The following is a 20,135-nucleotide window of genomic DNA, read 5'->3' as shown; positions in this document are numbered from 1 at the left end:
TATGAATTAGCAGTTATTTCTGCATTCACTCTGCAACTGACTGCTTTCAATTTGAAATGTGGTATGTCCGATCCCGAATTCATGCGAGAGCTCATGTTGCAATTCACTGATAAAATCATCTTTATAGCCCTCAGGCATGATAAGGTGAACCGTCAGGGCAATCTGCGTTGTACTCATGGCCCAGATGTGCAAATCATGCACGTCGCGAACCCCCTTTTTACCCAAAAGGAAATTCCTCACTTTTTCAAGATTAATTTGTTTGGGAACCGCATCCAGTGCAAGATCAATGGAGTCTGTGAACAGTTTCCAGGTTCCCAACAATATGACCACGATAATGACACAACTGGTGACAGGATCGATCCATAACTTTCCGGTGAAATTTATAAGCAGACCTGCAACCACTACACCCAACGACACACCTGCATCAGCTGCCATATGCAAAAATGCACCTTTTATGTTCAGATCATCTTTCTGTCCTTTCATGAACAACAGTGCGGTTGACGTATTTATAAATACGCCAATGCCGGCTACTATCATTACCTGAGAACCTGCTACGGGTTCAGGATTACTGAATTTACGGAAGGCATCCCAGGCAATCAGGCCCACAGCTACAAACAACAATAAGGCATTCAGAATAGAGACAAGAATCGTTGTTTTACGTAATCCATAGGTATATTTTCCTTTAGGCTTCATGGTTGCCAATCGGGCGGCAACCCATGCAAATACAAGGCTCAGCACATCGCTGGTATTGTGACCGGCATCTGCAAGCAAAGCCGATGAATTTGCGATCAGCCCGTAAATAACCTCAACAGCAACAAATGCTATGTTCAGTCCAATTCCAATCGCAAAGGCTTTACCGTGATTGTTTTGATGCGCGTGTGAATGTGTATGCTGATGTGCCATAAAACTTTTCTGTATCTGTTATTCCCCTTCTGTCGTCTGCCTCTTTAACAGATGAATGCTGCCAACTGTTTTAAATTTTCTCTGCATTGCGTCATTTTTTTAAGATCAATACCCAGTCTGAAGCATGATCCGGTGCCATGAATTCAACAGGTGGTTCATCTTCCACGACAGTGATTAAATCCAGTTTTATCCTTTCACCAGATTCGGCATTGAGCCAAAAGTTATCCGCATAATTCCCCGGTTCAATGTTAAGCGCAAAAGATACACCATCAGGGTCAAATACCAGATACTGTTGTCCCGGTTCGGCCAATGCATAAACCCGCAACGCAGGATGGCGGGATAACAATTCATCGTGTGGCTCCATCCGGTAAAATTTAACATCTTCGAGCATGGTCCGGTTCAGGATTGAAATATACCTTTCTGAAAGACTGTATGGATTATCATCACTAAACGGAAGACCATCAGGTCCAGCCGCTACCAATTCATACTCACCGGCATGCCCGTTCCATGTAAAAGATGCACCAGCCGTTGCACAAGCCCAGGCCGAGCGCCGCAAATCGTCCTGAGTTGCATGTGTTCTTTCCTGCCAGAAGCGTCGCCAAAGTGCATTCCCTTCAATCATATAAACCGGTTTATCCCTGTATCCCAGTAAACATGCCATATGATGTGTCCATGGTTCCTTCCACAGATGCCGTTCCATATCTTTATCCGGTGCAGCAATCTCATGATTCTCCACCGCGGCAAAGGTATATTCTGGCAAATCATAATGATTTTCACGCGGGAACTCATCTTCATACGTTACCAGATGTTTAAAAATGTCGTATCGTTGTATGAGCCTGGCAAATCCCAGCTCCAGATCTTCCCTGTCTCCCGGAACTTCCCATACATAATTCCAGCCTGCCAGATTCGCAAAGGGAGCAAGCCGTGCCACCATATATTTTACAAAGAAATCTTTTTGCTGATTTGTAAGGTCTACCCATGCCGGACCGTCATTTTTGCTGCCATCCACACCCAGAAACATATGAACGCCAATATCATTGTTATTGAACCAGGCCAGATGCTCTTCCATCAAATGCCAGACCTTAAGATTCATGCTTTCATAGAGTTCTCCTTCGCGATACAACTTGAGATCCTGTGTTTCCGGCTCAGGGCCATCGTGATAATACTGCCCGAAACAGCACAAGGACAGTAACCAGTTTACCTGAACATGATTATATCCATTGTCCTGCAGCTTCTGATACACATTTTCCACAATCCATTCAAAGTCCTGTCCAATTGATCCATGGCCTGTTTCATAATATGATTTGAGCCAGACCGGATCGGTTTCGTTATATGCAAACCAGTGCGGATTATTTTTATAGGGTTGCAATATGCCTTTGCCGGCATTTTCAGCAATACACTCAAAAGATCCCTTACCTCCTTTGGTGCTGTCGGACCAACTGTATTCATAAGTCCATTCTCCGGTTTCATTTGGCATGAACCGGATCTTCCAGATATTTCCTACATTAAAATTACCGCCTCCCTTACCATCACCGTCGTAAAAACCCCAAAAGTTTTTAATCTCTCCAGAAGGCGATCTGAAGATTACGTTCAGCTCCACGTCCGTAAACTTGTTCTCATATTTTGTACGATTAATAACCCGGGTTTCGAACATACGGAAAAGGCTGACCTGTTCTGCAGCAAATAAAATGCCTGTGAATGAGCAAAGTATTATAAGAAATAAGAATCTTTTCATAGGAAATGTTTCAATTATTATCTGGGAAATGCTCCGTTATTAATGTCAATACAATGGCCGTTTACATATTCCGGACTTTCCGTTCCCAGCCAGAAAATAACTTTTGCCACTTCTTCCGGTTGCGCAAACCTGCCTGAATATACGTTGCCAAGGAATGCTTTCTGGCGGCTTTCAGGAATGCTGTTTTTCATTTCTGTTTCCACGATGGCCGGAGCTACCGAATTAATAAGAATACCATGCTTACCAAGTTCTTTAGCATAACTTTTTGTCACATTAATCAGACCTGCTTTAGAAATACCGTACCAGATATCAGGATGGCCTATATGACCCGCAATGGAAGCCACATTAACGATTCTGCCACCACCATTTTTTATCATATTTCCGGCAACACAGTTCATGAGTTCCACAGGCGCCTCAAGGTTCACTTTTAACAGATCGTTTTTAAGCGTTTCGGGATATGCGCTATAACTTACCGTATTCATTATGCCCGCATTGTTGATAAGCACATCTACCGGATCAAGGCCTTCTATTAAATCTTTAATCCTATTTGTTTCGCGAAGGTCAAAAGCCACATGAGTACAGTTTGCCTGTTCTTTCAATCCTGAAAAATCGCGCGCTACAATCGTAACGCGATATCCTGCATTCATAAAAAGCTTTGTGGTCTCCAGACCAATTCCTTTATTTCCTCCTGTAATAAGTACATGTTGAACATTCATATATCGTTTATTTTGGGTTCATGCCTGAGTCAATTCTGATCAAAAATTTTCGCAACACATAATTCAGTCACACAGATTGCTAAATTTAATCAAATTATATAAAACAGGAATTTCCCTTAAACAGAAAAAGAATGAAATGTAACTATTGGTTTAATATCCAATGCAGGGCAGCTTCCTCAGAAGAAAATGGTTTTGACTGGTAGCCGTCATCCATGGTTTTTACCAAGGTAGTTACTACAACATCATGAGGATTATTGGTAAGAATTGCTATTTTTTTTTCATAAAAATATTCCAGATTATCCTTGTAAAATTCAGGAATCTGATGATACTCATTCAGATTAAATGCAAAATGAGCCAAACGATAATCCAGAATGAAACCTTTAACATCTTCAGGAATCAGGCTTTTTCTGAAAATATTCTGCCATGATTCAAAAATGTTTTCAAGTTGGACAGTACCGGAATATCTTTTATAAAAGATTTTGTTCTTTACATTGTATTCAACTGAATATGTTGAATTTTCCTGCATAATTGAAGTATTATATGAGCTTATTCAGTGGCCCAAAATTAATAAATTTGGACAGAATCAATGCTAATCTAACTGTTTTAATTTTCCGACACAATAAAAGATACTTATCCCTTATATTTTCAAAAGATACTCTCTTAGTTTTTGATGCAGTATTTTTTTATTCACCGGTTTTGTGATAATATCCCTGCAACCGGCATCGATAGCTTTTTGCCTGTCAGTATCGAAATTATAAGATGTTAACGCCACAACCATAAGGTCAGGATGCCTGGCGCAAATTTTTTCTGTAGCCTCAAATCCATCCATCACGGGCATTTTAAGATCCATCAGAACCAGGTCAAGGTCATCAACCGAATCTGTTATTTCAAGAGCCATTCTTCCGTTTTCGGCAGTAAATATTGTTGCCGTTGTTTCTGAAATCAATCTGGATGCCAACTGCATACTACCAGGATCATCTTCCACCAGCAAAATGTTAAATCCGTGAAGGTCTAATTCCGGTTTTTTGCGTTTTTTCTCATTGTCCGTTTCTGCCTCTTCCACTTCAACAGGAAAAGAAAATGTAAACATGGCACCTTCACCATAAACAGACTCAACCCCTATACTTCCCTTCATGGCATCTGCTATTTTACGTGAAATAGCCAGACCAATCCCCACACCGCCAAATTGACGGCTGTGTGTTTCATCGGCCTGCCTGAAAAAGTCAAATATCATGTTGATCTTATCTGCAGGAATACCAACCCCGGTGTCTTTTACATAAAATGCCAGGTTTTTTGTATCTGTTTGATAAAACCCGAACTCAATGGATCCTTCCTCAGTAAATTTAACGGCATTCTTAAACAGGTTGACAATGACCTGTTTTACCTTGTTCTTATCACATTCGACGTATGAGCCTAATAATCCTGATTCAGGATTGAAACGCAGTTCAATATTCGATTCCTTTTCTGAAGCATTCAAAATCTCCTTTAACTGATCCTTAAGCTCTATATAAATATTCATTATCTTGTAGCTCTCAACCCTTAAATGAAGCTCACTCTGTTCGTAAAGTGCAAGATTGAAGATATCCTCAATAATTTCGAGCAATCCGGTTCCGCTTGAGTTTATTGTACGGGCAAATTCCACAATTTCTTCATCATCCGAAATATCCTGAATAATTTCACTGAAACCAATTACATGATTCAATGGCGTACGCAACTCATGGCTCATGGTGGCCAAAAAAGTTGACTTCAGTTTATTGCTCTCTTCTGCTTTTTCCTTTGCAACAACCAGATCCTCCCACATTTTTTTCTTTTCAGTAATATCTTCCCGGGTGAACACAAAATGTGTCATTTCTCCCTTATCGTCATATACTGGTGATACAATATTATTGATCCACACCTTTTTTCCATCTTTCGCAATGTCCAGCACTTCACCAGTCCAGCTTTTGCCTGCCATCAAATATTGCTTCAAATCCGTTATAAGCGCATCCCTTTTTTCTCCTTCATCTGCTAACAAAAATTCAGGTGTTTTACCTTTAATCTCATCCAAACTATATCCCATGGTCTTCGTAAACTGGGCATTGACATATTCAATCTCTGCTTTTGTATTATTAATTAATATACCAACAGGACTTTGCTCAACTGCCGCACTCAACAACCTGATCTCCTCCTGGTATTCTTTTTTATCTGTAATATCGAGCAGGGAGCTCAACAGGGCATAACCTGCTCCGGTTTCGTCTCTTAGAACTGTCTCTGTTACAATAAAAGTTCGGGTACAGGAATGCAAATTGAATGCCTGTTCATAAGTTCTGCTATCGCCGGTTTCGATAAATTCCTTTGTTCTTTTTATGATAACCTCAGCCTCTTTTTTTCCTAAATAATCTCTTATCGATAGTCCTTCAATATTTGCATTCTTATCACCTGTAGCTAAAACAGAGGCTTTTGTATTTGCAAGAATTATCTTACCCGATTTATCAACCACGGTTAGATAGGTGCCCGAATTTTCAAATAAAGTTTTATAGAACCGTTCTGAATCGGCCAGCTGTTTTTCCGCTTCTTTCTTTTCCGTGATATCAATGTTGGTACCTAAAAGTTTTACGAGTTTATCATTCTTAAATACAGGAACAATATCGTTCTGAAACCATTTGTAGGAGCCATCGGCTGTTTTAAACCTGAAATCAAATGTTATCTGCGTCTTTTCTTCTTCTATTTTAATACGGTTATCATTAAAAAGATGCCTGTCTTCTTCATGTACCAAACTCATGAAATTATCAAATGTCGGATCAAATTCTTCCATCTTGTAACCAACCAGATTAAAGAAATTTTCAGACCATTTATTCTCACTTTTAATAACATTGTATTCCCAACTACCCATCTTGGCAATTTGCTGTGCAAATTTCAGTCTGGATTCACTTTTAATTAAATCCTTCTCTGCCTTTTTACGTTCAGATATATCACGGATAACCCCAATTACTTTTAAGGGCTTTCTGTTTTCATCAACCATCATTCTGGCCGTTATGGCCACAGGGATATAGGATCCGTCCTTGTTCTTAAGGATCAGTTCATGATCCGAAATTCTTTCATTCTCTGCAAATTTCTGGTATAAAATATCCCTTTGCTTTGGTTCTGCATACATCTCAATAATTGATCTGCCAATTAATTCTTCCCGTCTATACTGACCTCTTGAAAGATGTTCAATGGATGGACTGATTTCCAGAATTTTCCCCTCTGCAGAAGATTCGTAATAGGCATCCTGAATATTATCGAAAATGGAGCGGTATTTCTGTTCCCTAACTTTTAGTTCTTTTTCAAAATTCACCAAATCGGTGATATCCTTGTCAGAACCTCTGTATCCAATAAACTTGCCTTCAGTATCAAATACGGGAGCTCCATTGGTTGTAACCCAAATCAATTCACCATCCTTCTTTACAATTTGGTTATGTAGATTATTGATTTTTTTTCTTTCAGAAAAAACCGCCAATGCTTCTTTTTTAAAATCATTCCGACCTTTTTCCGGATGAATGTCGTAAAAATATTTTTTCCCAATAAGTTCATATGGTCTGTATCCCCAGGAACTTTCGGCTAACGGACTAACAAAAGTATATAATCCGTTTTCGTCAACTTCCCATATAACCGTCTGACTCTGATCGGTAATTTGCTTGAACCGCTGTTCACTTTGTTCCAACTCGATTTTGTTAATGTAACGTTCGGTGACATCTGTAACGAAACCTTCAATGTAAATTAACTTATCATTTCTGTATACTCCTGCCCCCCTTTCCCAAACATGTTTTATGGCTCCAGCCCTGGTAACAATCCTGTATTCAAGCTCAAAAGGCAACTTATCCGCAAAGGCTTTTTCAACTTCCGATTTTACATAGCTTCTATCTTCGGGATGTATGACCTGATTATAAGAAATGTGCTTGTTTTTTAACAGATCCACCGTATCATATCCCGTAAGTTCTTTACATCCCTGACTTAAAAACAACATCGTCCAGTTCGCGTCATTTAAACAACGGTATACCAATCCGGGCAGGTTATTCATAAGTGTGGAAAGTTGTCGTTCTGATTCTTTGATGGTCTTTTCTGCCTGTTTGCGCTTTGTTATATCCAGATGAATACCTGCTGCTCCTAATGGTTTACCATCTTTATCAAATGAAGCGATTTTACCTGTCGAATGGATCCAAACCATACATCCTGTTTTGGTTTTCATCCTGTAATCTGCAGAATACTTATCTGCCTTGTCATGCAAATGCAGGTTCATAGCATCATTGACTAACTCCCGGTCTTCAGGGAAAATATGATCGTGCCATATCTGTACAGCATTATCACCCAACTCTTCCAGCGTATATCCAATAATGTTGGCAGATTTCTCATTCAGAACGAACTTACTCTCTTTTATATCCATTTCCCAGGTACCAAGATCGGCACTCTTTACAACATCATTTAATCTACCAGACAGATTAATCAATTGGATAGAGCTTTGTTTTAAATCTGTTACGTCATGTATAAATACAAATATCTGTTTAATTTCTGCTTCATATTTTCCTGATATCTCAAAGTACTTATCCCGCCACTTAACAACATCGGGAGATAAATTTTTACCTGCAAAAAGATGCCGGTACATCTTTGTCAGCTGTACTAAAAGTGAACCATCCGCTAATTTTTTAAATACATGTAACACATTTTTTCCGATAATCTCATTCGGACTTATGCCTGTTATCTCCGAAAAAATATTATTCACATAAACGATCCGTCCCTTCAGATTCACTGTGACAATCCCCTGGTCGATGGAAGCTACGATGGTTTGGTACTTAATCTCACTCTGCTCCAATTCTGCACGGGCCTTAATTTCCTCATCGATATCATTCATCACAACCATCTGTGATGGTTTGTTCCGGTAATTAATATTAGAAACTGCAACATCTACATTGATGCAACCACCTCCCTGCTTCAAGGCTTTACTTCTGTAACGATCTGGAATAGACATGCCTGCCAGGCGTTTCAGGTACATACCCCTGATTCTGTTTCGTTCAGATGGGTGTACAAATTCAAGGAACCTTTTACCTATAATCTCCTTCTCTTCATATCCTGCAATTTCCAGCAATACCTTATTAACATATACAATTCTTTTATCCTGAATTATCATTAATCCCGAATGCATATTATCAACAAGCGCCTTATGAATATTTTCTTTTTCCTGCAGACTTCGGATTTCATTTACCCTGTTCGAAATGTTCTTAATAACAATAACAAGCCTGCTCTTATCCTCATCCTGCTTATCCGGCTTCGGAGTGACAGAGAAATTAACCCATACTATTCTTTTTTCATTTTTATGTTGCAAACCAACGATTGCATCTTCAATAGATTCTCCTGTTCTCAGGGCTATTTTATGAGGACGTTCATTTTCCGGAACGGGGGATAAATCAGGCCTTAATAAATTCCATTCATCAAAAAACACATTGCCCGTGCTCGTGTTTCCACTATTTATACCAAGAATTTTATCAGCTTTGTCATTTCTTAAAACAAGTCGTTCTTTAAAATCCAGACAAATAATTCCTGCCGGTATTGCATCAAGCAAAATACTTTGTTCAGTTTTGATTTCAGTAAAATTCATGCTCCCCCCGAGTATAATTCATAACAAATATATGTTATTTTAGTGTTAATTAAAAATACATCTATTATTAATTGAGAAATTAATACCCAATATAAACAAACAAAAAAACCAGCAATTATGCTGGTTTAATTATTTCGTATGCAGTATGTTATGTGCTAACTCAGGAACTTCTTCCGCAGATCCTCTACCTGGTCATCATTTATTGGGTGCATTTCACCTAGCGGAGCACCCAAAGTAAGCGATTTGGCGCTGAATTCTGCTACTTCCAGGCGGTCAAAGGTATTCAATAATTTATCACCAGTCACAAGCACAGAATCGTTCTCGATGATCACTGCCGGTGTTTTACCCGATATCAGGTTCAGAATAGTTTCATTACCTTTAAAATGTGAACCAAAGGGCACACTGGGAACATCCTGTAAGAATATCCAACTCTCCGGAATGGTTCGCACATCGAATTTATTTCCGGTTACACCGAATGCCATTAAATAGGGTGATTGTGTAAGTATAATTGAGTTGATATTCGGATTGCGTTTATAAATTTCCTGATGTAACCAAACCGAACGGCTTGGAATTTTTCCCGGCTCACGCTTTCCGTCTTTTATCTGTACAATATCTTTTCGCTCAATATCCCATCGGTTCACGTTGGTTGGCGTTATCAGAAAATCATTACTGCGCCAACGAACAGAAACTGTTCCGTACGTACTGATCATCAAGCCCTGCTTACAGGCACGTCTTACAATCCTTACAATTTCATCACGAACAAATCTTTCATCAGAAGGATAGCTTACATGATCCAGTTCAGGTAGCAGTACCGGAATCTGTGAATCAAACGCTTCGATATCCTTATCGGACAAATATCTTGGGTCACCTATTGATTTGGCATTAATTAATGTTCTGGAGCAAAATTCCATAGCTTCGAAACGTTCAAATGCATCGACAAGATTGCTTCCACCAACCACAACACCGTGGTTTTCCATGATGACCGAATTATGACCTTTTGCAAATACATCGGCAATACTTTCTCCTAATGCTTCACTTCCAGGTAATGCATATGGCGCAAACCCAATAGGTCCACATACATGTTTAGCCTGAGGAATCACATTTGTGTTTGGGATCTGTCGTACAATGCTAAATGAAACAAGCCCCGGCGGATGAGCATGGACCACCGATTTTATATCCTTTCTGATCTCATATATGGCTTTATGGAACGGATATTCCGATGAGGGCTTATGCTTTCCGATGATCTCGCCGGTCTGTTTTACACAGATGATATCCGAAGGACGTAAAGATCCTTTATCTATGGCAGATGGAGTTACCCACATGTCACCATTATCATCCATTATCGAAATATTACCACCCGACGTAGTCGTCATACCACGGTTATATATACGGCTGATCACCAAAATGATCTGATCGCGGGGATGCATAAATCTGGTTTCCAGAGCTTCCATGTTACACGGTTTTTATTGTTTACATAATCGGGGCTAATTCCGGTCAATGTGCTTTAATGCTAAAGCATTTACACCACGTTCAAATTTACATCTTATACCATTACCAGTCAATAAATTCATATAGTAATTCCCGTTACATGAAACAGATAATTACTTTGTGGTTATGGCAAATCCCTCCCATCTTTTTAACCCAAGGTCCAGTGACGGTAAATCATCTGAAATTGCATTCCAGACTACCAGGGCAGCACCAAGTGCTGATGAGTTATCGATTTCTGAAGTATATACTGTTTTATCGGGAAATGTTGTTGCCATCTGCCTTACATAAATCTCATTGCGGGCAAACCCTCCTGATACGTAGATGTTTTTAACCTCATCGGTAAGAACCAGACTAAGTGCTTCACACTCTACATCTGTTAAATCCAGCATTAATTTATGATATGCCTCTTCAAAAGAATCAAAAACCTGTAGATCGGCCTCAATATCTGTAAAATCAGACGGAACACCTTCTTTGAAAAAATGTCTTTTGTGACCAAACTTATGATCCAGCTCATCCAGCACATCCTGATCGCAGCAAACGGTTTTATAACGGTTCGGATCAACTTCGAAATATGCATTTAAACGCTCTGTATTCACATCGTGAATATGTCCCATAAATAACCTTGAAGACTTGACAGGCTGCCGGTTAATACTCATAAAGCTCAGGCAATCACTTTCAAGTTGATCCATGGTTAATGGTTCAAAATTAAATGGATTCATGTTGATGCACCACGTTCCGGTTGAAATCAGCACGAACTTTTCTTTTGAAGCCAGAATATATGGTGCCAGAGACGCAGAACTGTCATGAATTCCTATTCCGCACCTGTAGTTTAAACCGTTTAATTCTGCATCAACCAACGTTTCGTTTGCAACGGGTTCAGGCAGCTTAAGTCCCTCATCCACGCACCACTGATGGTACTTCATATTGTCATAGTCCCAAAGAGCAGTGTGACAACCAATGGATGTATATTCAGAAAATACCTTACCTGTTAATGTATGGCAGAGATACTGCGGAAAATGAAGGATATGTTCAACCTGTTTAAATATCTCAGGTTTTGTTTTCTTCAACCATAATGCCTGCAAACCGGAATTCAGCATATCTAAAGCCGGAGAGGCTGTTTTACGACTGAATTCCGCAACACCCCCATACGTTTCGTATAAAGGCCCGGTAATACCTTCCGGCATTGGTTTTAAATAATTGTAAGCAGGTGTTAAGCGCTTTCCTTCGTTATTAAGATACATGAGGGTAGCACCATAGGTAGAAAAATTGACTGCTTTAACTTCGTATTTTTTATTAAGGTCGGTTAATGTGTCTTTCATCCAGGATTCAATTTTTTCAATATCATCACATTCGAAACCTTCATCATCGGTGATGCAATTAAATTTATGTTCCTGTTGAAAAACCAGTTTAAGCTGCTTATCAAAGAGTAGAACTTTTTTATTGGTTTTCCCGATGTCAAATACAACAATTACCTCCATCATATATGCGGTTAATTATAACGTAAAAATCCCCCGGGAACCAGGGGATTTTCTTATTATCGTTTACTTAAAACTTCTTTTTCGTATTTCTGTATTTCTCCGATATAATCCATTCCGGTCGGTACACCTTCCTTCAGACAATAAAAATCCCAAACAGCAGCGAAAGGCATAGTTTTTAATTCTTCCAACACAGCTAAACGTTCGAAATTTTTACCGGCTTCTTCAAGCGCTACCAAATCTTTAGTTGGTTCCAACATGGCAATTAAGAATGCTTTTTGTGCCGCACGCGTACCGGTTACATACGCACCAATACGGTTGATCGATGCATCAAAGAAATCGAGACCAACATTTACACGGCTCATAAAATCATTACGCACAATTTCTGATGCAATTAGCTGAATCTCTTCATTAAGTGTTACAACATGGTCAGAGTCCCAACGCACAGGACGGGTTACGTGTAGTAATAATCCGTCAACATACTGAAGAACAGCCGAAATTTTATCACCTGCAATTTCTGTTGGATGGTAGTGACCATTATCAATACACATCAAAATGTTATTCTTTACGGCATAGCCAACATAGAACTCATTGGAACCAACAGTCATTGACTCAAGGCCGATACCAAAAGTTTTACTTTCAACGGCATCTTTCATGTGTTCTTTCGGATATTTTGTAGCCATACCTTCATCCAATGACTTTTGTAACAATGTACGATATCCGTTTCTGTCAATCGGTGTATCTTTTGATCCGTCCGGCACCCAGGTATTGTGTACACAAGGAGTTCCCAGTTGCTTTCCGGCTTCTGCCGAAATTGCACGGCAACGTTTTAAATGTTCAACCCAAAACTGACGGGTTTCTTCATCTTTGCTGGACAGTGTAAATCCTTCTGCAGCTTTGGGATGCGCAAAGAAAGTTCCGTTAAAATCCATTCCAATTCCCTGTTCTTTACACCAATCTATCCAGCCTTGAAAGTGCTTTAATTCAATCTGGTCACGGTCAACAATTTCGCCCTGAAACTCGCCATAAATTGCATGTAGATTTACACGCTGTTTTCCCGGAAGTAATGACATTACCTTTTCAAGGTCCTGACGAACATCAGCAACCGATTTTGCTTTACCAGGATAGTTACCTGTAGTTTGAATCCCACCACCAGACAATGTTGCATCAGGAGTTTCAAAACCACCTACATCATCGGTTTGCCAGCAGTGGAGGCTTATAGCTAGCTTGTCCATATCTTTTAATACCTGCTCGGTATCAACGCCAATTTCGGCATACTTCTCCTTTGCTATTTGATAAGCATCATCAATTTGTTTGGCTTTTTTCATAATATTATTACTTTAAATAAAATACTTCACGCAGTGGTACAGATACAGGTGAATTATCCTCATTGACCTCCATAAGATCCTTATTATAATCCCACCATTTTTTCACCACAGGATTTGTACCTAAATCCTGTGAGTTGCTGTCGCCGCTGAGTAACTGGTAAGCAAAAAGTGTATGTGTTTCCTCGTCCAGAAAAATCGAATATTCCGAAATTCCAGCGTCTTTGAGCAGCTTCTTTAACTCCGGCCATAATTCATCGTGGCGACGTTTGTACTCCTCAACATTACCGGGCTTCAGAAACATTTTAAATGCGACTCTTTCCATTATCCTAAAGCATTAAGTTCCGGATACAACCATTTTGCGACACCAATAACTATTATAGATAACAGTATGGCTCCAATTCCAAAAAGAATTGTGTTATACGATTTTTTGGAAACCCCTTTCCATTCTTTACGATAGAAACCCCACATATTGGCAGTAAGAATAATGGTTGCCATATGCAAGGTCCAGGAGCTTGCTCCATTGCCTATTTTAGTTTCTCCCATGCCGTAGAAAAAGAACTGCAAAAACCATGTTGTACCGGCAAGTGCACAAAGCAGATAGTTACTCACAAGAGGTGTTTTCTTATCCACAAAGTCTTTACCTGTTTTGTTTTTAATAATCAATCCAAGCGACCAAATAAGATTGGTTGTCAAGCCTCCCCACAAAATCACAAAAAAGATAATATTATTTTCAAATAAATATTTGAATCCTCCGTTTGCCTCTGAAATAAAAGGATAATTTGCTTCAACAGCCAAAGCTCTTACGGCTTCTCCCATTTCTTTACCTGTATCTATACCAAAACTAAAGAATGCACTTAAAACACCCGACACAATGGCAATCAGCAAACCTTTGGCCAGTTTAAACTCCTTGTTTACACCTTCCTTGCTGCCACCCAGGTCTTTATCCTTTAATATTCCGGCACGACCACTCAGAATGATACCTACAAGCAGAATTAAAATACCCAACAATACTATTCTACCACCACCACTATTGAACAAGTCTGTAAATGCCAACCCTGACGGAAGAAGTTCCCCTAATCCCGGAATATTCCTTAATATTGGTAATCCTAAAGAACCTACTACAGAAGTTATCCCAAGCAGCACTGAATTTCCAAGTGACATTCCCAGGTAACGGATAGCCAAACCATAAGTTAAACCACCTACTCCCCATAAAAGCCCCATAATATAAGTGTTGCGAAGCACACTCCATTCAGCAGACTGCAATACTTCCTGCCAGTGAGGAACTGTTAAAGCAACAGCAATATACGGCATTATAAGCCATGAAAAAAGTCCGCCTGTAATCCAATAGATTTCCCAACGCCACTTTTTTACCCAGTTAAATGGCATATACCAACTCCCGGAAGATGCTCCTCCCAGCGAGTGAAAAATAATACCCAATAATGCATTCATAGTTACCGATAAGTATTAGTTGTGTTATGAGATTTTACAATGTTCAAAATTAGAATGAAAAAATTATGCAGACAATGAATATAATGGCTTTAGTTTTGCACTTTTTGATACTCTGTAAACATTTTTTTGTATTTTTCAGAAAACATATCACACTGTTATGTTGACATTTAAATACTTTCAATGTATTTGATTCGGTATTAATGTTTACATTTTTGATTTTAATTTATAGTTTTACTGACGAAAAAAATCAGCTGCATGACGGAGGTAAATGAATATTTCAAATATCTGACCATTAGTGATGAAGACAGAAACTGGGGTGTACACCTAAATGTTACCGGTTTTGCCATGATTAATCCAGGTATTGTGTACCCCCCATCGGGCCACCCTTCCGGTTATTTTTTCACGTGGGAACGTGGCAGGGTAATGGATGAATACCAGATAAACTATATTACAGAAGGTTCAGGAATTATAGAAACACGTCATGGAACTTTTCCAATTATACCCGGAACAATCATCGTGATCAGACCCGGAGAATGGCATCGTTACAGACCATCGAAAGAAACCGGATGGAAGGAACACTACGTAGGATTTCAGGGAGAATATGCGGATCACATATTTTCAAATGGCTTTTTTCATGATTCCAAACCTGTTATTCACATAGGATTTCAGGACCAGATATTAAAATCCTTCTACTCAATTTTTGATGTTGTACGGGATGAAAAAGCAGGCTATCAGCAGGTGGCATCCGGAATATTGATACAACTGCTTGGCAGTATCATATCGTGCGTAAAAAACAAGGATTTTGAAGGAAAAGATATTGAACGTAAAATCCGAAAGGCCAGACTGTATTTCAGGGATAACCTGAATAAAAATATTGATGTGGAGGAACTGGCTGCAGAGCTAAACATTGGTTATTCGTATTTCAGAAGGATGTTTAAAAAGTTTACAGGCATTTCTCCGGTACAGTATCATCTGATGTTACGATTGCAGCGTGCCAAGGATCTTTTGGTATCAACAGATATGAGTGTTAAGGAAATTGCACTTGGATTGGGATTTCAGTCCATCTTTTATTTCACCCGAATTTTTAAGAAAAAAATGGGCGTCCCTCCCACTGATCTCAGGAAAAAACTTTAATCAGAATCAAGAACCAGGATACATGAATCAGGCTTTTCGCGGATTATCGAAAAAGTCCTGTGATTTATGTTCTGTGACCGTAAAGAATATTTTTGTACTTTGGCTTTTGTAAACACACACTAATTATGAAGAACTTAATTTACATTTTAATTGCAGCAGTTATGGTAGCCTGTGGTAATGATGATAAAAAAGAAGAAAAACACGAGTCGTATAACAACCTGGAATTCAAAGTTCCTGCAAAAAAAATGACCCCTGAGACCCTGTGGGCATTGGGAAGAGTTGGGAATGTGACTGTATCTCCGGACAAAACGAAGGTATTGTATACTGTTTCGTGGTACAGCGTGGAGCAAAATAAAAGCTTTAGCGACATTTATATAAAAGACATTAATATCGGAGACATCAAACAACTTACTTTTTCCGACGATGTAAAGGAACAAAATGTCATCTGGAGACCCGACGGGAAGAAAATTGGGTTTATATCCGGGAAAAGTGGCCGGTCCCAGATATGGGAAATTGATCCCGATGGTAAAAATGCCCGAATAATAACAGATATTCCGGGCGATGTGGACGGTTTTATTTATGCACCGGATCAAACTCACATTGCTTATGCTAAAAAGGTTAAGGTTGAACCTAATGTGCACGACCTTTATCCTGACCTCCCCAAAGCCAATGCCAAATTAATGGATGACCTTATGTACCGTCACTGGGACGAATGGGTAAATGGAGAATTCTCACATATTTTCATAACTAATTACAATTACACAAATAAGGAATTAATTGGTGAGGGAACAGATATTATGAAAGGTGAACCATGGGAGTCACCTATGCGTCCATTTGGAGGTATGGAACAGCTAAGCTGGAGCCCTGATGGTAAAAAACTGGCATACACGGCCAGAAAAAAGAAAGGAATTGATTATGCCACATCAACAAACTCTGATATTTACCTGTATGATCTGGAATCCGCTTCAACTACTAACCTGAGTGAAGAAAACAAAGGATACGACAAAAATCCGGTGTTTTCCGGCAGCGGTAATATGATTGCATGGGAAAGTATGGAACGTGATGGTTATGAAGCAGACGTTAACCGGCTGGTGATACATGATTTTGTGGCAGAAACAGATTTTATATATGAAAACGACGATCTGAATGTTTCGTCTTTAACGTGGGATGCCAATGATGAAGGAATCTATTTTATTTCGGACTGGCATGCACGTGATCATATTTACAGATTTGACTTACTCAACAAGGAAAACACACAACTTACAAAAGGTGATTTCGATTATACCTCTATCCATGTTGGAGACGGGAACCTGATAGCAACCAGAATGTCTATCTCTCATCCTACAGATATCTACCTGATTAATAAGGAAACCGGTGAGGCGAAAAACCTTTCAAATATTAACAAGCCCATTCTGGATCAGCTGACCATGGGTAAAGTTGAAGAACGCTGGGTGAAAACTACGGATAATCAGGATATGCTGGTATGGGTTATTTACCCGCCAAATTTTGATCCGAATAAGAAATATCCAACCCTGCTTTACTGCCAGGGAGGACCGCAGGGAACTGTAAGTCAGTTCTGGAGTTATCGGTGGAATTTTCAGATAATGGCTGCTAATGATTATATCATTGTGGCTCCGAACCGCAGAGGACTGCCCGGCTTTGGCAAACGCTGGAATGAACAGATTTCTGGCGATTACGGAGGTCAGAATATTAAAGACTACCTTTCTGCCATCGATGCTGTTGCTAAAGAAAAATATGTGGATAATGATAAGCTTGGTGCTGTAGGTGCAAGTTACGGAGGCTATTCTGTACTTTATCTGGCAGGACATCATGAGGGTCGCTTCAAAGCTTTCATTGATCATGATGGCATGTTTAATTTTGAATCAATGTACCTTGAAACAGAAGAACTATGGTTTCCAAACTTTGATATAGGTGGCCCGTTCTGGGAAAAAAACAATTACAGGGCCCAACGTTCATACAGATTCTCACCTCACAATTTTGTGGACAACTGGGATACTCCGATTCTTATCATCCAGGGAGGCAAAGATTTTCGTGTTCCTGAAAGTCAGGGTTTTATGGCTTTCACTGCTGCTAAAATCAAGGGGATTCCTGCAGAACTGCTGTATTTTCCTGATGAGAACCATTGGGTATTATCGCCACAGAATGGCGTTTTGTGGCAGCGCACTTTTTTTAACTGGCTCGACAAATGGCTTAAATAGATTTACTTAGGTCGTTTTTAAAATTTTATGCATCCAGTCCGGGCCGGATTGTAAGTTGTCTTCTTTAGATTTATCCTTAATTACAGAAAAAAATCTTTAATCAAGGACACTCTCTTCAAAAAAGCATTAATTTTGCCCCCGCTAAACAAGGAAATATATTAAATAACTTATAATTATGGCTGATAATAAAATGAAGTTGTTTAGTGACTTTCCGCCCGTATCCACACAGGAGTGGATGGACAAAATTGTTGCCGATCTCAAAGGTGCCGATTTTGATAAAAAGCTGGTATGGCGTTCAAAAGAAAACGTTGTAGCCCGCCCTTTTTACCGGAATGAAGATCTGGATAATTTAAAGCATCTGGATGTTCTTCCCGGCGAATTTCCATTTGTACGTGGCGTAAAAGCACAAAATAACAGCTGGTATATCCGTCAGGATATCAGTGTTAAAGATGTAAAAGAAGCCAATGCCAAAGCATTGGAAATTTTAATGAAAGGTGTGGATTCACTTGGCTTTTGCTTTGATTCCAAAACACCCGTTACCGAAGAGAACCTTTCCGGCTTACTCAGGGATATTGATCTTGAGTCTGCTGAAGTTAATTTTAGTTGTCCTGACGGGTTTACCGAGCTGGCCAAACTTTTTGCGGCATATGTAAAATCCAAAGGGTTCAATGCTGAAAAGATTACAGGTTCAATAAATTTTGACCCTTACGGTAGATTATTGTGTACCGGAAAACTTTTCGGAATAGACGGTGACATTGAAACTGAATATGTAAAAACACTGATAGAAGCAACAGCTGCATTGCCAAACTTCAGAGTAATTACGATTAATGCCAAACATTTAAGCAATGCAGGCGCATATATTACTCAGGAACTGGGTTATGGCTTAAGCATGGGTAACGAGTACCTCGCAAAACTCACAGATGCCGGCTTAAGTGCTGATGTTGTAGCAGCAAATATTCGCTTCAATTTTGGTGTTGGATCCAACTATTTTATGGAGATGGCCAAATTCAGAGCTGCCCGTTATTTATGGGCTGTGATCGCCAAACAATTTGGTGCCGCTGAAGAAAACTGCAAAATGATTGCTCATGCGGAAACCTCAAAATGGAATATGACCATTTATGATGCACATGTAAACATGCTCAGAACACAAACAGAAGCCATGTCTGCATCCATAGCCGGCGTACATTCCATGACGGTTCTGCCGTTTGATAAGCCATTTAAAAAATCTGACAAATTCTCAGAACGTGTTGCACGCAACCAACAATTATTACTGAAAGAAGAATCTCATTTTGAGAAAATTGTGGATGCGTCTGCCGGATCATATTATATCGAAAACCTGACCGACAGCATTGCTCAGGAAGCCTGGAAATTGTTCCTCGTCACCGAAGACAAAGGTGGTTATCTGACTGCTGTAAAAGCCGGATTCATTCAGGAAGCAATAAAAGAAGCTGCCAACAGTCGACGTCAGTTTTTGGCTCAGCGCCGTGATGTGTTACTTGGAACCAACCAGTATCCAAACTTTAACGAAGCTGCCAAAGAAAAAATTGAAGTCGAAGGCGCTACAGGATGTTGTTGTGCCAACAAGAATAATGAACGTCTGGTTGAGCCCTTGAAATTTGGCAGGGGTTCTGAAGAATTTGAAGCATTAAGACTGGCTACCGAAGCAGCTGCTAAACGTCCGAAAGTATTTATGTTGAAACTTGGTAACCTGGCCATGCGTCAGGCACGCGGACAGTTTTCCGGTAATTTCTTTGCATGCGCCGGTTATGAAATAATTGACAATCTGGGTTATAAATCAGCTGAAGACGGTGTAAAAGCTGCACTGGATACCAAAGCTGATATTGTTGTAATCTGTAGTTCTGATGATGAATATGCCGAATTTGCTCCTCAGGCTTATGAAGGTTTAAAAGGCAAAGCCATTTTCGTGGTAGCCGGTGCTCCTTCATGCATGGACGAACTTAAAGCCAAAGGCATTGAGAATTTCATTCACGTGCGTTCCAATGTACTTGAAGAGCTGAAAAGTTATAATAGTAAATTGAATATTAATTAAAGACATAAGAACCAAGACACAAGAGCC

Annotated in this window: 13 protein-coding genes; 3 read left to right on the top strand and 10 right to left on the bottom strand. The window is 39.6% G+C overall.

Going from position 1 to position 20,135, the window contains the following annotated elements; translation table 11 throughout:
* Positions 1 to 6 precede the first annotated feature (6 nt).
* The 10 genes from ACE01N_RS13300 to ACE01N_RS13255 form a co-directional block, all read right to left on the bottom strand.
* Positions 7 to 903: a cation diffusion facilitator family transporter gene (locus tag ACE01N_RS13300; RefSeq protein WP_380589750.1), complete on the bottom strand. Its 897-nt coding sequence runs from the start codon at positions 901 to 903 to the stop codon at positions 7 to 9.
* Between the two features lie 91 nt (positions 904 to 994).
* Entirely contained in the window at positions 995 to 2,638 is a 1,644-nt protein-coding gene (locus ACE01N_RS13295) for a DUF5060 domain-containing protein (RefSeq protein ID WP_380589746.1), read from the bottom strand.
* Between the two features lie 17 nt (positions 2,639 to 2,655).
* Positions 2,656 to 3,354 carry an SDR family NAD(P)-dependent oxidoreductase gene (locus ACE01N_RS13290; RefSeq protein ID WP_380589744.1) on the bottom strand — a complete coding sequence of 233 codons (699 nt, stop codon included), beginning with the start codon at positions 3,352 to 3,354 and terminating at the stop codon, positions 2,656 to 2,658.
* A 142-nt stretch (positions 3,355 to 3,496) separates the two neighbouring features.
* Positions 3,497 to 3,880, bottom strand: coding sequence for a hypothetical protein (locus ACE01N_RS13285; protein WP_380589741.1), 384 nt, complete (start codon positions 3,878 to 3,880; stop codon positions 3,497 to 3,499).
* 111 nt (positions 3,881 to 3,991) lie between these two features.
* Positions 3,992 to 8,965, bottom strand: a complete 4,974-nt coding sequence (locus ACE01N_RS13280) for a PAS domain S-box protein (RefSeq protein ID WP_380589738.1) — start codon at positions 8,963 to 8,965, stop codon at positions 3,992 to 3,994.
* Positions 8,966 to 9,120: 155 nt separating this feature from the next.
* Entirely contained in the window at positions 9,121 to 10,416 is a 1,296-nt protein-coding gene (locus ACE01N_RS13275; protein ID WP_380589735.1) for a class II aldolase/adducin family protein, read from the bottom strand.
* Positions 10,417 to 10,566: 150 nt separating this feature from the next.
* Positions 10,567 to 11,934 carry an FGGY-family carbohydrate kinase gene (locus ACE01N_RS13270; protein WP_380589733.1) on the bottom strand — a complete coding sequence of 456 codons (1,368 nt, stop codon included), beginning with the start codon at positions 11,932 to 11,934 and terminating at the stop codon, positions 10,567 to 10,569.
* 53 nt (positions 11,935 to 11,987) lie between these two features.
* Positions 11,988 to 13,256 carry an L-rhamnose isomerase gene (locus ACE01N_RS13265; RefSeq protein WP_380589731.1) on the bottom strand — a complete coding sequence of 423 codons (1,269 nt, stop codon included), beginning with the start codon at positions 13,254 to 13,256 and terminating at the stop codon, positions 11,988 to 11,990.
* A gap of 7 nt (positions 13,257 to 13,263) precedes the next feature.
* Complete coding sequence (rhaM, locus tag ACE01N_RS13260) at positions 13,264 to 13,578, bottom strand: L-rhamnose mutarotase (protein WP_375727316.1); 315 nt, start codon at positions 13,576 to 13,578, stop codon at positions 13,264 to 13,266.
* A complete protein-coding gene (locus ACE01N_RS13255; protein WP_380589727.1) occupies positions 13,578 to 14,705 on the bottom strand; it encodes an L-rhamnose/proton symporter RhaT in 1,128 nt (375 codons plus the stop codon). The genes rhaM and ACE01N_RS13255 overlap by 1 nt, the downstream gene beginning before the upstream one ends.
* Before the next feature lie 255 nt (positions 14,706 to 14,960).
* Between ACE01N_RS13255 and ACE01N_RS13250 the strand changes: the two genes are divergently transcribed.
* The 3 genes from ACE01N_RS13250 to mutA all read left to right on the top strand — a co-directional run bounded on the left by ACE01N_RS13250 (position 14,961) and on the right by mutA (position 20,108).
* The gene (locus ACE01N_RS13250; RefSeq protein ID WP_375727314.1) at positions 14,961 to 15,839 is read left to right on the top strand and encodes a helix-turn-helix domain-containing protein; all 879 of its coding nucleotides are present in this window, start codon (positions 14,961 to 14,963) and stop codon (positions 15,837 to 15,839) included.
* 125 nt (positions 15,840 to 15,964) lie between these two features.
* Positions 15,965 to 18,058: a dipeptidyl-peptidase Dpp5 gene (gene dpp5 / locus ACE01N_RS13245; protein WP_380589724.1), complete on the top strand. Its 2,094-nt coding sequence runs from the start codon at positions 15,965 to 15,967 to the stop codon at positions 18,056 to 18,058.
* A 175-nt stretch (positions 18,059 to 18,233) separates the two neighbouring features.
* Positions 18,234 to 20,108 carry a methylmalonyl-CoA mutase small subunit gene (mutA, locus tag ACE01N_RS13240; protein WP_380589721.1) on the top strand — a complete coding sequence of 625 codons (1,875 nt, stop codon included), beginning with the start codon at positions 18,234 to 18,236 and terminating at the stop codon, positions 20,106 to 20,108.
* Positions 20,109 to 20,135: the final 27 nt, after the last annotated feature.

The organism is Quyinboa ferrireducens, assembly GCF_042436675.1.
GTDB lineage: Bacteria > Bacteroidota > Bacteroidia > Bacteroidales > UBA5342 > JBHJHP01.
Note: the sequence above shows the minus strand (reverse complement) of the source record. Positions and strands in the feature narration are given on the sequence as shown.